Below are 14798 nucleotides of genomic sequence, written 5' to 3' on the forward strand. Positions count from 1 at the left end.
AACTCTGCTGGGGCTGTGGTTGCTGGTCGCCATGGGCGGCGGCACGTCGGCCCATCAAGCGCCTGATCACCTCCGTGCCATCCCGGTCACTCGCCCTTTCGGCTTAATCGGGCAACGGTCGTGCACGCTATCAAGACGCGCCGCACTTCTGTCACCCAGTCGGGTTATTTGATCTCATCCGATCGATACCCACACAGCCCGTGCTCGTCCGCACACTCCGTCAGGTCCGATGATGGCGGACGCCGAGTAGGCCTTGCGCCCGTCCTTTCCAAGCTCCCACGCCAGGAGCACGTGGTCCACGCCCAGTTCGACCGGCCGTTCCACCCGGGCGACGAAGGTGCCGAGCACGAAGGCCGGGCCACCGTCCGGTGCGACGGGCTGCGCGGACGGACAGTCGAGCGCGGCCCAGACGATCTCCGGGAGCACGGTGGCCCCGTCGTTCGGCAGGACGTCCGTCGGCGTCCACACGCCGGCCCACTCGCTGCGGCCGTCGAGCGGGCCGAGCAGCGCGGCGATGCCGTCCTCGCGGCCGGGACCGCAGCCGAAGCACGTCGGGAACGGGTGGTTGTCGCGCCACGGGACCTTCGCGGACGCCTTCAGCGCCTCGGCGAGCGTCGGTGCGGCCGGAACCTCCAGGTCGAGCTCGGCGGGCTCGGCCGAGGCGACCACGACGTCACCGTCGAGCAACTGCCCGTCGCTGACCTGCATCTCCCGGTCCAGCGGCACCGGCTTGCGCAACCGGACGCTCACGGCCCGGGCGTCGACGTGCGCGGCGAGCAGACCGGCCGAGTAGCCGCCGTTGCCCATGCCGGGAGGCCCGTTGAACCTGCTCGCGACCGTCACCGTGCTCATTCCAGGCCCTCCGCGTACACCCACTGGCCGTTCTCCCTGATGAACCTGCTCCGCTCGTGCACGACACCGCCGACGTAGTGCGCCCGGAACTCCACCACACCCTCGGCCTGGAGCAGACCGCCGTTCTCGGTCGACAGGATTTCGAGCTTCAGCCAGCGGTCGGTCGAGTCGATCCCGGCGCTCGAAGGGCGGTGCCTCGCGGCCCACGTGCGCAGCAGGTAGTCCTCATCGGACACGGCGAAAGCGCTGTAGCGAGAACGCATCAGCTGCTCGGCGGTGGCCGCTTTTCGGGCCCCGGAGTGCAGCGCACCGCAACAGTCCACATAGGACTGACCGGTACCGCAGGGGCACAGTTTGTTGGTCACGTCCACATTGTGCCTGGTGAACCCGTTAGAACCGATGTCGCGCCCTGTACGTACCCCTTGTCAAGACTGACTCGCGGGAGGCAGAGGAGACGGCAGTGAGTGTCGACAGCAGGACTGAGCTCGTACCGCTGCGCACGTGGTTCGGGCTCCGATGGCGCGGTTACGACCGCGACGAGGTGGACGACTACGTCGCCGAGCTGGAAGCCGAACTTCGCCTGGTCACAGCCGACCGCGACGCCTCGGGAGCTCGCGCGGAGGCCTTGGCCGCAAGACTGGTCACGGTCCAGGAGGAGAACGCAGCCCTGCAGGACGGCCTGCACCGCATCTGCCTGACCCCGATCGACCTGAAGGGCCTGCCCGAACGGCTCGCCCGGATGGTCGCCCTGGCCGAGGAGGAACGCCGTGACGTCATCAGGGATGCCCAGCTCAAAGCGTTGATGATCGTGGGCGAGGCCGAACAACGGGCCCGCCGGCTCGACGAGGAGGCCGCCGAGAAGCGCGAGGGCGTCCGCGAGGACTTCCGGCTCGCGATGTCGGCCCGCCGCGCCGAGGCGATGCGGGCCCTGGCCGAACTGCGCAACGTCGCCCGTGACGAGGCGGACCGCATCGTCGCGGAGGCGAAGATCCAGAGCCTCCACATCGAGTAGCCGGCCGAAGCAGTCCTGGCGGGGCCCGGAGGACCCCGCCACAACCGCCGACGACCACCTGGCGGAGCGCCCCGAAACGGTGCCGGGTCACACCACTAGAAGGCCTTGGACACGGACACCGGCGCGATCTCAGGCACAGGAATCGGCACGTGCACCACCTCGGGCACCCCGCAGGGCTGGGAGGCGCCGATCTCGAACGGGCCCACCGCGAACGTCATCTCGAACGCGTAGGCCAGCAGGGTCACGACAACCAGGAGGACGGAGACCCTCAGCACCGCGAACCAGGTGCCGAGCACCGCCTGCCACACCCCGGCCGGCGGGGCCGTCCCCCCGGCCGCGGCCGGGGTCGTGCGGCGAGTTCCACTCACTCGCCGACGGGATTCGCTCTTGTTGCGGGTTCGCTGCCTGAACAACCGTCGTATGTTCATGGTGCTTCCTTGGCGAGATGCTCCGCTGGAAATGTGGCTGTCTTGCTCGGGAGGTCCGGCGGGCTCCTGTGCGACCAGGGGCTCGCCTCCCGTCCGGGGGCCGTGAGCTTTCGCGGTCCCCGGACCACGTGACGCCGGCGCCGAGCGCCTGCGATCAGCTCGACGCGGCAGGCCTGTGACGGAGGTCACTCGATTCGGCCTTCGTGAGGTGAAACATTTCAAGCGCCTCCTCGTACAAACAACTTGACTCGGGACCGACACATTCATCCGCAGGGCTGCGATCCAGCGGATGACGACCGTTCACCAAGTATCCATCAAGTCCCACCATGCCGACTTGGATATAAGACCTGGCCGATCCCAGGTCACGAAACGACCGCTACGCGGCGACGAGCACAGTGATTGTCCGAAATTTCGAACAATCCCCTCCGGGCAGCCCACGACCAGCCTGGAGAACGTCCGCGGAATGGGAGAGGCACTGACGCCGAGAACCACGTTCAGGCCGCTCAGGGCATCCAGCAGGCCCGTCCTGATCCGAACGAGTGACGGCACTTGCGCCTCACACGTCAGGCATTGGAATGTACACATCGCTGGAAATTCTCCGATGCCTCGACTCCTCACGACTCAGGACCGACCTCGGATGCCCTGCGAAAGCGGAGCCCCGGCTGCGAACCTCAGGCTCCGCTTTCGGGTGAATTTGCAGCGCGCCATCGGCGCCTCCGTCGACAACCGCGCAAAATATTCGCACGTCAGGGCCGTGAACAAGCCTTCGTCACGCCGCATCCCACGCCTCCGAACGCCCGCGTGGTCTTCATCACCCGAATGGCGGGGCAGCGGACAGCAGAGGCCCTGCACCAGCTTCGTCGGGGAGCTAAGGAACCAAGAACCACCCATGGCCAAGTCGCACGAGGCGGACGGGTCGAAGAGACCCGGAACTCCTGGGCCTTCGCTGCCGGACAAGCTCGAGGACTTCAAGGACGAGTGCACGCTCGCGCCCGACGAGAAGGAGTTCGTCATCAGGGTGTGCAAGGTCCTCCGCAGGCACCCCACGCGCAACAACGTCCGCCAGTTCGTGAGGTGGACCGAGGAGCAGCCCGATCGCCCCGAGTGGGCGAGGTGCACGACCCGCAAGCTCAAGGACTCGCTGTACGAGTCGCTCAACTGCTCGGCCAAGCACATCCCGCCCTGGCCGATGGTCGCGTGGATCATCGAGGGCACCATGTCGCTCGATCCCGGCCGCGACGACGTCGAGCAGCAGCTGGCGACGGAGTACAAGCGGCTCACCGGCGTGCATCCTCCCGGCTACACCACCCGGGCCCTGATCGGCGAACCGCCGTTGACAGCGGGCGACGCGCCCGACACCGCGACCGAGATGTCCCTGCTTCGCAAGGAGGTCTCGACCAGGAACGCCGAGCTCGCCGAGGCCCGGCACCGGCTGGCGAGGCTGAGCACGACCGCCGCCGAGCTCGACGCCGCGCGGGACGAGATCAGCCGGCTGCGGACCACGATCACCGAACAGCGCGACTCGCTGCGGCGTGACCGGGAGGGGTGGCGCCGCCGCACCACCTCGGTGGCGCTGGCCGGCACCCGCAGCGCCAATCACGTGGCCGTCACCGCGGCGTGGCTCGACGCACACGGCATCATGCACGCCGACTTCGACTACTGCGTCCGGTTGCTCAACGTCCGGCGCCATCCCGAGGCACGGGTGCCCCGGATCCTCTCCGCGCCGCGGCAGCACGGGTACCGAGCGGTGACCAGGTGGATCACCGTCCACCTCAGGGCGTTCGTCCTCAGCCGCTATGGCGACGACATCGAGGCCGCCTTCATCGACGACTCCACCGGGCAGCTCTCGGCGCTGGTGCAGCACGGCACGCTGCCGTCCGCGGCCGCCGTGAAACCGCTTCTGGCCCCGCACCAGCTCCTCAACAGGTTCGTGCCCAGGCTGCTGGAAGAGGCCGAGGCGGAATGCCTGCGACGAGCGGACGAACGCTCCGGACTGGGCGAAACGACCGTGCTCGACGCCATTCCCGCGCAGAGCACGAACGACGAGCACGGGCGTCAGCTCGTGACCCCCTCCCCCGCGCGCGCCGCCGCACTGGTCCTGTCACCGGCGATGCCACCACCGGACGAGTTGAGCGCGCGCCGCGACGAGAAGCGGATGAACGGTGAGACCGTCTTCCTGCAGATCTCCGCGCTCACGCAGCAGGACATGACCGACCCGAACGCCGCGGAACGGGTGATCGCGCGCCTTCGCGCACTGGAGGGTCACACCGCCTGACCGCTGGCCTTCAGGAGGATCAGGCAAGAATGCGAGAGCTTCGATCTCTCGCACACGCTGGCACCGCTGGTCTCATTGGTTCCACAAGACCAATCAGGCCAGACAGGTGGTAGGAAAATGTCAGTCGCACTCGTGACCGGTGGCAGCTCGGGCATCGGCTGGAGCACGGCCGTCGAACTCGCCCGGCGAGGCTCGGCCGTGATCCTCACCTACAGCGCCAACGAGGCGGGCGCCAAGCAGGCGGTGGCGGCCATCGAGCAGAACGGCGGCAAGGCCACCGCGCTGCACCTGGACGTCGGCCGCAGCGACACCTTCGCGGCGTTCCGCGACCGGGTCGGCGAAGTGCTGCGCGGCTGGGGCCGGGACGACTTCGACGTGCTCGTCAACAACGCGGGCTTCTCCCACACCGCCCTGTTCCCCGACACGACGGAAGAGCTCTTCGACAGGCTCTACCGGGTCCTGCTCAAGGGCCCGTTCTTCCTCACCCAGACCCTGCTCCCGCTCCTCGCGGACGGCGGCGCGGTGATCAACACGACCAGCAGCTCCACCGACCAGCCCGAGCCCGGCTACTCCGGCTACGCCAGCATGAAGGGCGCCCTGGTCGTGCTGACGCGCTACCTGGCCAAGGAGCTCAGCCCGCGCCGCATCCGCGTCAACTCCGTCTCCCCCGGCGCCACCCGGACCAGGCTCGGCGGCGACGCCTTCGAGAAGTTCCCGGAGTTCATCCCCTTGCTGGCCGAGAAGACCGCGCTGGGCCGCGTCGGTGAGCCCGGCGACGTGGCGGTGGCCATCGCGGCGCTCGCCGGTGAGGACGGCCGGTGGATCACCGCGCAGAACGTCGAGGTGTCCGGCGGCTTCGGGCTCTAACCGTTCCGGGAACCGCCTCCGCCGCCGCGCTGGGCGCCGAGACACGAGGTCCTTGCCGTCGCGTCGGCCTCCAGTAGGTAGCGGTAGGTCATTCCCTAATGCCCAGGCGTTCAACGAACCCGACCTACGAGCACGCTGCAGCTCGATGAAACCTTTCGAATGGCAAAGCTGCCAGGCACGATGTCACGTCATGCTTGGACATGTAGCGATCTTCAGCCAGGGCGCCGCGCGGCCGCCTCTGCGAGAGCGGCAACGACCATAGGAGAATCCTCGCTCAAGGTGTGCTGAACCAGCCCTCTCCGTCGGCGAGATCCGCCAAGCTCGAGTGCCGAATTTTACCTGAATACAACTGTTCTGAAACCGAAACCCAATCTGACGACAATTCCGCAGGCTTCACGAGAACATCACGCACGACGCCACCCGGCAGACCATTCTGAGGATCGCAATTCAGATACCATTGAGGACCAGCAGCGCGAAGCAACTCAAGGCACTCCAAGGATGGCTCGGACAGCATCCGGAAGTTGATTGCTTGCGCCGCTGGCCATGAATAGATCTCGAAATTGATCATCGCGCCCAGAAATTCAGAGGAGAAGCCAGACAGCGAGTTGGATTCGTCTACCGCAACTGTGTGATGTAGCACAAGAAGCGCCGTGGCGCTCGCACACCGGTCGAGCCGCTCCAGAACAGACCGATCAAGGCGCCGCGCATGTCCGGCTGAGCCCAGCCTGCTGGATGCAAACCGAACCGCGCGCAAGTCGGATTCAGGCAAGGTTCTGGTGACCTCGTCGACGAGGTCTAGGCACTCTACGATCACAGCGGTGTCCGCGACCGCCAGCAAGCTCAGCACCCAGGTGGCACGCGAGAGATCGTCGAAATACCGCTCGAACATGGAAGTCCACCACAGGTGATCACTCCTGTTGCGCCGAACTTCCCTGAGCAACTGGCCGTAGTCGACTTCTGCGCCGAAAGGCTCTGAATCTTCCGTCAGGTCTCCGTCGGTCTTTGCCAGCTCAAGTGGAAGCGCGGCGCCTATTATCGTGATCTCGGCAGCCAGCAGGGATGGGCCGTGGATTGCAGTCAATTCCCGCGCGGCGTCACTCCACACGGATGTGGTTTTCTTCTCCTTTCCATCGAGCTTCGCGGCGCCATCAACGCGCGCGTATCGAACATCCCGGGCGATCAGCCGCTTCGCGATCTGCCTCCGAAGACCTGCAGACATCTCGCCGTAGCTGTGAAGCCTGCCAGAACCCGACCGATTTGGCGCCACGGCTCGCGCTTCACGGTAGAAGTTGTACGGCGCCCACATCAAGATCAGCTCAGCTGCCTCACCCATGGCATCGAAGGGAGACGCGTCACTGCAATGTCCTTTGAGGACGAACTCAAGCAGTCGTCTAGCCTGAACAGAGCCATTTGGCACAGACACCGAGCCGACCAATGCCGCATCGGCGGCACCAGGTGTATCAAGCTCCAGTGTCCTGACGGCCGCAGCCGAAATACGATTACCGCTTCTCATCGGCGCGCCGAGTGTCAGCCACGTGGCTTCCTCGGCGCTACCGGCAGCCGCGATGAGTCGTGATTGCCACCACGTACTCCAACTCTCTTCGCCCTCGCCCACCATGTACGCCGCGAGCTGGGCCCGGCTGTGGCTGATTGACTGTCGAGGGTCTGCGGCGATGGCCTCCTGCAGCGCCTTCATGAGGACCAAACCGCCTCGGTCTGGAGCTATCAGGGGAAGTTCATATCGTCTAGAAAGCAGTCTGATGCTCAGGTCATCGGTGAGCAGTAGCGCGACACGGGCCTGGGTCCTGGGACGCGCGGCGAACACGCCATCCGCCAACAACGTCCACACGACCAATCGTGTGTGCTCGATGAGAACGTCCGGCGACGCGAGGTCGAACGGAGCCGAGGACCGCTCGATCTCCTCCTCCAGGACCTCCGCGAGCGCTGCCAGGTCGTTGACTGAGGCGAACCCGGCGTAGAAGCGGCACGTGTTGAACCAGTAGGGGCGCCGCACCAGGGCGCGGAAGACGTCGGATCCATTAAATCCCCGTTGTTCCGCCCCCGCCACATGGAAGAGGTAACTGGCGGCGAAGTACTCCTGCACCGGCTGGACGTCGAAACGGAAGCTGTCCTGCTCCTTGCTGGTGAGCGCCCAGACCCGGTCGGTCACCGCCGTGAACAGCTCGTCGACCAGGTGCGTGCTCTTCTGAGCCTCATACAGGTAGCCCAGGACAGCCTTCTTGATCTCTTTCACCGAGAGTTGGCTGTCGGCTCCGTCCAACTCGGCAAGGGCCTGAAAATGCCAGCCGAGAAAAGCCGTGACTTCCTCCAGGTCGTCGCGGTGTTTCTGCACCGCCGAGGTCTTGGCAGCTTCCCGATCCAGGAATGTTTCCATGTAGGACCGATACAATTCGGTTCGCGTTTGGGGAATCGACTCTCCGCGCTTCTGGATCAGGTAGAGCAAGATGGTCAGCTGCATCGGATTCTGAGCCAGTTGGGCTATGTGCGGTTCACCCGAACGCTCCTCGAAAATCCGCTCTAGCGTCGCCCGATCACCCGGCGGCAACCGGCGCGCTTCAGCCCACTTCTCGAGGAACTCAGACCGCAGCTGAGTACTGAGCGGGCTCAACGTGATCGTGTCGAAACGATCCGCAGACGGTTCGGCCAGACCAGAAGAGTTCGGCCGGGCTGTCACTATCACCTGCGGACTGCATTCGGCGGCGGTCAGACGTGCGGTCAGTTGGTCGATATGGGTCACGACGTCCTTGCGAACTTCCGCCAACGCCACCTCGTCGAGCCCGTCCAACACGAGCAATGGGGGAAACCGTGTGATGAGGTCGTGCGCGTCCCGGACGCTCACGGGCATGTCGCCGCTCTTCACCTGCAGTAGATGCGCGAGAAACGATTCCAGCGACCGCGCGTTTCCGTCCGACTTCTTTGGAACGGCCTTAAGTGGCGAGTGGTCGAACGGATCGTGCCCCTGCAACCAGCTCGCGTAGTCGCGCAGATCCACCCGTAGAGGAAAACGGGGATGCTCGACCGTGAATTCGCCAGCGGCTTTGTCGGCGGACGACAGGAAGGCCGCGCGATGCAGCTGGCACAGGTACTGGGTGAGAGTCGACTTTCCCTGACCCGGTGCACCGAGGACCAGGGTGAACGGCCGAATGGTCGTCAGCAGGTGCCGAGCAGCGCCTCCCAGCTCATCGGCGCCTGGGAGCGGCAGATTCACACGGTCAGCGGCACGTGGCGAGACGACGCGTTCGGCCTCCACGTCGACGAACAGATCCACGAGTGCGCAGGAGTCCAGATCGACCTGCTTGAACTTGACCTTCGAGTCCTCTACCCATTGTGTGGCGACGACTTTCGTCACCACGTCGCGAAGCCATGCCTCGCGTTCGCGCAGCTCCGAGGATTCCCTGAGATAGCGAATCAACTGCCACCCGGCGAGCATGTCCGCGTAGGACCACAACAACTCTTGCGGCGCCGTATCCAGGCGGGCATCGAGGTCTGCACGCCACAAGCACCGCATCGAAATGCCGTACTCGGCCGAGCGCTCGCGCAGAAACGCAGCAACGCGATCCATGGTGCCCCGGCCGGGAACGCTCGTCCCCGCCACAGAGGTGATCAGGAAGTACTCAGTGGCGCCCTCCGCGGCCAGTCGCCGGATATTGTCGGCTTCGCCGTCCAGCGCGGCCTTCAACCAGGCGACGATGCGCCGCTCCGTCTTCGACGACCACTTGACCTGGTACACGATGAAGCCGCCGCCAGGAGCCGGGCGCACAATGTCGCGCCCGCCGTCGGACTGGCCCACCGGCATGCAGGTAACGTCAGGGAAGTCGCGCGCCAGCAGTGCACCACACAACTGCTGGAAGGGCTTTTCCCCCAGTCGCTCGTAGAGGTAGCGACCCTGAACGACTTCGAACCCTGATTCCCTTGGCACCTCGGCACCGTATCGCGCCACCCCGACAGTCTCGACCGGTCCGCGCGACTCAATCGGCCATGGCGAAGCTGTAGGAACCCGCTCCTGTGCACCCATCGCCCGGTTCGACGTCCGCGTCGAACCGGTAAGCGCCAGCCGACATCGCCTTCTTGATGCCCAGCCGGATCCCGGAGGGGTAGTAGTTGCAGGACACGGATCCCTGCTCGACGGGCGTCTGTGCTTCGCTGGCGTACAGCCGCCAGGTCATCGTGCAGCCCGACTTGATCCGCCCGGACTCGTTCGAGACCAAGCCCGTCAGGATGATGCACCAGACCTGGGTCGTTCTGGTGCAGGCTCGCGCATTGTCTTGCCTACTGCTAGTCCGTCCACGAAGACGAAGCTGACGAGGAGCGGGCGGCGGGTTTTCGGAGTGTTCAGTGAAGTTGCGAGTGCCGACGCCTACACCGTTGGCACCTTGGTAGCGGCAACCGCCGCAGTCATGGTGATGATCGCGTTCTGTGGTGTGAAGCTCGTGATCACAGCTGGGTTCTTCGGCGACACCGCCGTCGTCGGAGAATCACTTCCGCTGAACAGCTCTCTGCCAACGGACAAGCTCCTCGAACATCTGTGAATACGCCACGACCGCGAGCGTGGCCGCAAGAACCAGATAGCGCGCTTACGGCCGGCGGGGTCCACCACGATCACATCGATTCTCTGCCTGCGTACGAGCGACTACAGGTGACCACCGTTTACACACGGCAGAGGGGTTACTGTCTGCAGTTCTGAAGCGCCCCGGCATGGGAGCCATGGCCTGTCACGCGAAATGAGCACCAGGCCATGTCCCTGCCGGTAGTCAGCGCTGACTAGTCCCGTTCGATCAGGTGCCCGATGATGTCCGGACCGGGGTGTGCGTGGCCGGAGCCGTCGCGGCGCGGGTCGATGGCCGGCAACTCCACCGGTGTGCCCTTGTCGTCCGCACCCGCCGGGCGCGCGCCGATCCACGCGAGCACCAGGTGCGTCTCGCCCTTGAGGAAGCGCTGCGACCGCACGCCGCCCGTCGCGCGGCCCTTGGCCGGGTATTCGCTGAACGGCGTGACCTTCACGCTCTGGCCGGACGAGGTGACGACCATCGGCTCGCCGTGCTCGTCGTCGTCCGTGCGGATCGCGCCGAAGAACACCACGTACGCGTCGCCACTCAGGTTGATGCCCGCCATGCCGCCGCCCTTGAGGCCCTGGGGCCGCACGAGTTTCGCGTCGTAGCGCAGGAGCGACGAGTCGGAGCTGACGAACGCGAGGGTCTCGCTGCCGTCGGTGAGCCAGGTGCAACCGACGATCTCGTCGCCGTCCTTGAGCGAGATGACCTCGAACTCGTCCGAGCGGACCGGCCACTCCGGCACGCAGATCTTCACGGTGCCCTGCTTCGTGCCCAGTGCGATGCCCGGTGAGTCCTTCGGGTCGAGCGGCGCGATGCCGACGACCTTCTCGCCCTTGTTCAGCGGCACCAGCTCGGAGGCCGCCATACCGCCGCGCATCGAGACCGTGCCGCTTTGTTCTGGCAGCACCGGTAGTGGGAGCACGTCCGTCTTGAACGCGCGGCCCAGGTTCGTGATGAGAACGACCTGGCCTCGCGCCGTGGAGTGCACCACGGCCAGCACCGCGTCGTGCTTCACGCGGCCCGCCCGGCGCTTGCCCTCGGAAGCCTCCTCCGACTCGGCCGCGGTGCGCGCGACGAGACCGGCGGCGCTCAGGATCACCTGGCACGGGTCGTCCGCGACCTCCAGCGGACCGGCGGGCTTGGACGCCGCCAGCACCTCCTTGAGGTCGCCGTCGATGAGGCTGGTGCGGCGCTCGCCGCCCAGGTCCTTCGCCACGGCCGCGAGCTCGGTCGAGACGAGCTTCCTGAGCACGCCCTCGTCCTCCAGGATCGCGGTGAGCTCCGCGATCTCCTTGCGCAGCTTGTCCTGCTCGGTCTCGAGCTCGAGCTTGTCGAACTTGGTCAGGCGGCGCAGCGGCGTGTCGAGGATGTAGGAGGCCTGGATCTCCGACAGCTTGAACTGCTTCATCAGGCCGTCCTTGGCGGCAGCCGCGTTCTCGCTGCCCCGGATCAGCTTGATGACCTTGTCGATGTCGAGCAGGGCCAGCAACAGGCCCTCGACCAGGTGCAGGCGCTCCTCGCGCTTGCGGCGGCGGAACTTCGTGCGCCGCGTGACGACCTCGTAGCGGTGCTGGAGGAAGACCTCCAGCAGCTGCTTGAGGCCCAGCGTCTGCGGCTGGCCGTCGACCAGCACCAGGTTGTTGATGCCGAACGACTGCTCCATCGGCGTCAGCCGGTACAGGTCCGCGAGCAGGGCCTGCGGGTTCACGCCGACCTTGCACTCGATGACGAGCCGGATGCCGTTCTCGCGGTCGGTGAGGTCCTTGACGTCCGCGATGCCCGTGAGGCGCTTGGACTTGTTGACCTCGTCGGTGATCTTCTCGACGATCCGCTCCGAGCCCACGCCGTACGGGAGCTGCGTGACGGTGATCGCCTGCCGGCCCCTGCTGCCCTCGAGCAGGCCGATCTCGACCTTCGCGCGCATCCGGACCACACCGCGGCCCGTCTCGTAGGCCTTCCTGACCTCGTCGAGGCCCAGCAGGATGCCGCCGGTCGGCAGGTCGGGCCCCGGCACGAACTCCATGAGCTTGTCGAGGCTCGCGTCCGGGTGCGTGATCAGCCACCGCGCCGCCCCGATCACCTCGCGGAGGTTGTGCGGGATCATGTTCGTGGCCATGCCGACCGCGATGCCGGACGTGCCGTTGACCAGCAGGTTCGGGAACGCCGCCGGGAGCACGCTCGGCTCTTCCAGCGAACCGTCGTAGTTCGGCCGGAAGTCGACCGTGTCCTCGTTGAGCTCGCCGATGAGCTGCATCGCGACCGGCGACATGCGGCACTCGGTATAGCGCGCGGCAGCCGGTCCGTCGTCCGGGGATCCGAAGTTGCCGTGGCCGTCGATCAGCGGCTCGTTGAGGCTGAAGTCCTGCGCCAGGCGGACCAGCGCGTCGTAGATCGCCGTGTCACCGTGAGGGTGGTACTTGCCCATGCAGTCCCCCGTCACACGGGCCGACTTCACGTAAGCGTGCGAGGGCCGGTACCCCTGCTCGTGCATCGAGTAGAGGATGCGGCGGTGCACCGGTTTGAGGCCGTCCCGCGCGTCCGGCAGGGCCCGCGAGTGGATGACCGAGTACGCGTACTCCAGGTACGAGTCCTCGATCTCCGTCTTCAGCGGGTTGTCGAGCACCCTGGCGCCGGCCCGGTCGAACGCGGCTGGGTCGACCTTGGTCGTGGGTCCCTTGCGGCGTGCCATGACTTCGTGACTCCGTCTGTCTCTTGAAGGCTTAGAGGTCGATGGCCGACTGGTCGACCCGTGCGGCCGACTCGACGAGCCAGTTGCGGCGGGGTTCGACCTTCTCGCCCATCAGCAGTTCGAGGGCTTGCTCGGCGGCGTCGACGTCGTCCATGGTGATGCGCCGGACCGAGCGGGTGGAGGGGTTCATCGTGGTGTCCCACAACTCGTCCGCGTCCATCTCGCCCAAGCCCTTGAACCGCGGCACCGGTGTGACGACCTGCTTGCCCGCCTTCTCCAGCGACGCGACCTTCTGCTCCATCTGGCGCTGGGTGAAGGTGAAGTGCGTCTCGGCGTTGCGGCCGCGCGTCACGACCTTGTGCAACGGGGGCATGGCCGCGTAGAGGCGGCCGTCCTCGATCACCGGGCGCATGTACTTGGCGAACAACGTGATCAGCAACGTGCGGATGTGGCTGCCGTCGACGTCCGCGTCCGCCATCAGGATGACGCGGCCGTACCGCATCTGCGAGATCTCGAACGTGCGGCCGGTGCCGGCGCCCAGGACCTGGACGATGGACGCGATCTCGGCGTTGCGCAGCGTGTCGGCCAGCGAGGCCTTCTGCACGTTGAGGATCTTGCCGCGCAACGGAAGCAGCGCCTGGTACTCGGAGACGCGCGCCATTCTGGCCGAGCCGAGGGCGCTGTCACCTTCCACGAGAAAAAGTTCGCTACGCGAAACACCTGTGGTGCGGCAGTCGACCAGCTTGGCCGGCATCGCCGCGCCTTCCAGCGCGGTCTTGCGGCGTGCCGCGTCCTTCTGCTGCTTCTGCGTGAGCCGGACGCGCGAGGCGTCGACGACCTTCTGCAGCACGGTCTTGGCTTCGAGCTTGGTCTTGCGGTCCTCGGTCCACGCGCGGATCTGCTGGTCGACGATGCCCTGCAGCACCTTGGTGATGCCGGCGGTGGAGAGCTCGTCCTTGGTCTGCGAGGTGAACTGCGGTTCGGGGATGCGGACGTGGATGACGGCGGTCATGCCTTCGAGCACGTCGTCCAGGGTCGGCATCTCCTCCTTCGGCTTCAGCAGGCCGCGGGTCTTGGAGATGGCGTCCTGCACCGACTTCACCACGGCGCGGTCGAAGCCGCGGCGGTGCGTGCCGCCGTGCACGTTGCGGATCGTGTTGGTGAAGCATTCGACGGTGCGTTCGTAGCCGGTGCCCCAGCGCAGTGCCACCTCGATCTCGGCCTGACGCTCCACTTTGGACCGCATCACGCCGTTCTCGTCGGCGGCGTTCTCGAAGTAGGTGCCGGTGCCGGTGATCACCAGCGTGCCGGAGACCGCCCGGTCGCCCGCGGGGGCGAGGAAGTCGACCATGTCGGTGAGGCCGTTGGGGTACTGGAAGACCTCTTCGGAGATCGAGTCTTCCAGGGCGGTCCGCATGACGTAGGTGACGCCGGGGACGAGGAACGCCGTGTTGCGCAGCTTCTGGCGGACGGTCTCCACGTCGAGCGCGGCGCCGTTCTCGAAGTAGCGCGCGTCGTACCAGTAGCGGGTCGAGGTGCCGGTCGACTCGTTGCGCTTCATCTTGCCGACGATGTTCAGCCCGTTCTGGCGGGTGAACTTGGCCTTGGGGCCGGGGCCGTCGAAGACGCCGGGGACGCCGTGGGCGAACGACATCTCGTGGACCTTGCCGCCGCGCCGCACGGTGACGTCGTAGCGGTGGGAGAGGGCGTTGACGGCGGAGGCGCCGACGCCGTGCAGGCCGCCGGAGGTCTTGTAGCCGGAGCCGCCGAACTTGCCGCCGGCGTGCAGCTTGGTGAGCACCAGTTCCACACCGGACAGACCGGACTTCGCGTGCACGTCGGTCGGGATGCCGCGGCCGTCGTCGTCGACCTGGACGCTGCCGTCGGCGTGCAGGGTCACCACGATCTTCGTCGCGTGCCCGGCGACGCCCTCGTCGGTGGAGTTGTCGACGATCTCGCTGAAGAGGTGGTTGATGCCCCGGCTGTCGGTGGACCCGATGTACATGCCTGGCCGTTTGCGTACGGCCTCCAGACCTTCCAGGTGGGTGAGGTCGTCGGCCCCGTACAGGGTCTCTGCGGTCACGGGTATTGCTCCCTGATT

General features: G+C 66.3%; 11 protein-coding genes. 4 read left to right on the forward strand and 7 right to left on the reverse strand.

The window, feature by feature from the left end:
• Positions 1-174 precede the first annotated feature (174 nt).
• A complete protein-coding gene (locus DFR72_RS23935; RefSeq protein WP_090064959.1) occupies positions 175-852 on the reverse strand; it encodes a hypothetical protein in 678 nt (225 codons plus the stop codon).
• Positions 849-1217 (reverse strand): YchJ family protein, encoded by a 369-nt coding sequence (locus DFR72_RS23940; protein ID WP_090065252.1) that lies wholly within the window; start codon positions 1215-1217, stop codon positions 849-851. Before DFR72_RS23940 ends, DFR72_RS23935 begins: the two co-directional genes overlap by 4 nt.
• Before the next feature lie 95 nt (positions 1218-1312).
• On the opposite strand from DFR72_RS23940, the gene DFR72_RS23945 reads away from it, so the two are divergent.
• Entirely contained in the window at positions 1313-1864 is a 552-nt protein-coding gene (locus DFR72_RS23945) for a DivIVA domain-containing protein (protein ID WP_090064960.1), read from the forward strand.
• Between the two features lie 95 nt (positions 1865-1959).
• Here DFR72_RS23945 and DFR72_RS23950 read toward each other — a convergent pair whose 3' ends face one another.
• A complete protein-coding gene (locus DFR72_RS23950; RefSeq protein ID WP_143086683.1) occupies positions 1960-2232 on the reverse strand; it encodes a hypothetical protein in 273 nt (90 codons plus the stop codon).
• A gap of 949 nt (positions 2233-3181) precedes the next feature.
• On the opposite strand from DFR72_RS23950, the gene DFR72_RS23955 reads away from it, so the two are divergent.
• Entirely contained in the window at positions 3182-4567 is a 1386-nt protein-coding gene (locus DFR72_RS23955) for a hypothetical protein (protein ID WP_090064962.1), read from the forward strand.
• Positions 4568-4684: 117 nt separating this feature from the next.
• A complete protein-coding gene (locus DFR72_RS23960) occupies positions 4685-5434 on the forward strand; it encodes an SDR family NAD(P)-dependent oxidoreductase (RefSeq protein WP_090064963.1) in 750 nt (249 codons plus the stop codon).
• Between the two features lie 274 nt (positions 5435-5708).
• On the opposite strand, the gene DFR72_RS23965 is transcribed toward DFR72_RS23960, so the two are convergent.
• On the reverse strand, positions 5709-9395 hold the full coding sequence (locus DFR72_RS23965; RefSeq protein ID WP_090064964.1) for an NACHT domain-containing protein: 3687 nt from the start codon (positions 9393-9395) through the stop codon (positions 5709-5711).
• Positions 9396-9423: 28 nt separating this feature from the next.
• Complete coding sequence (locus DFR72_RS23970) at positions 9424-9663, reverse strand: hypothetical protein (RefSeq protein WP_090064965.1); 240 nt, start codon at positions 9661-9663, stop codon at positions 9424-9426.
• A 120-nt stretch (positions 9664-9783) separates the two neighbouring features.
• Between DFR72_RS23970 and DFR72_RS45035 the strand changes: the two genes are divergently transcribed.
• Positions 9784-9984 (forward strand): hypothetical protein, encoded by a 201-nt coding sequence (locus DFR72_RS45035; protein ID WP_143086684.1) that lies wholly within the window; start codon positions 9784-9786, stop codon positions 9982-9984.
• 232 nt (positions 9985-10216) lie between these two features.
• Here the strand turns inward: DFR72_RS45035 and DFR72_RS23975 are convergent, their stop codons facing one another.
• Together DFR72_RS23975 and DFR72_RS23980 are read right to left on the reverse strand one after the other, a co-directional pair.
• Positions 10217-12697 (reverse strand): DNA gyrase/topoisomerase IV subunit A, encoded by a 2481-nt coding sequence (locus tag DFR72_RS23975; protein WP_090064966.1) that lies wholly within the window; start codon positions 12695-12697, stop codon positions 10217-10219.
• A 31-nt stretch (positions 12698-12728) separates the two neighbouring features.
• A complete protein-coding gene (locus DFR72_RS23980; protein WP_090064967.1) occupies positions 12729-14780 on the reverse strand; it encodes a DNA gyrase/topoisomerase IV subunit B in 2052 nt (683 codons plus the stop codon).
• Between the last annotated feature and the right edge of the window lie 18 nt (positions 14781-14798).

This window comes from Lentzea flaviverrucosa (assembly GCF_003350445.1).
Lineage (GTDB): Bacteria > Actinomycetota > Actinomycetes > Mycobacteriales > Pseudonocardiaceae > Lentzea > Lentzea californiensis.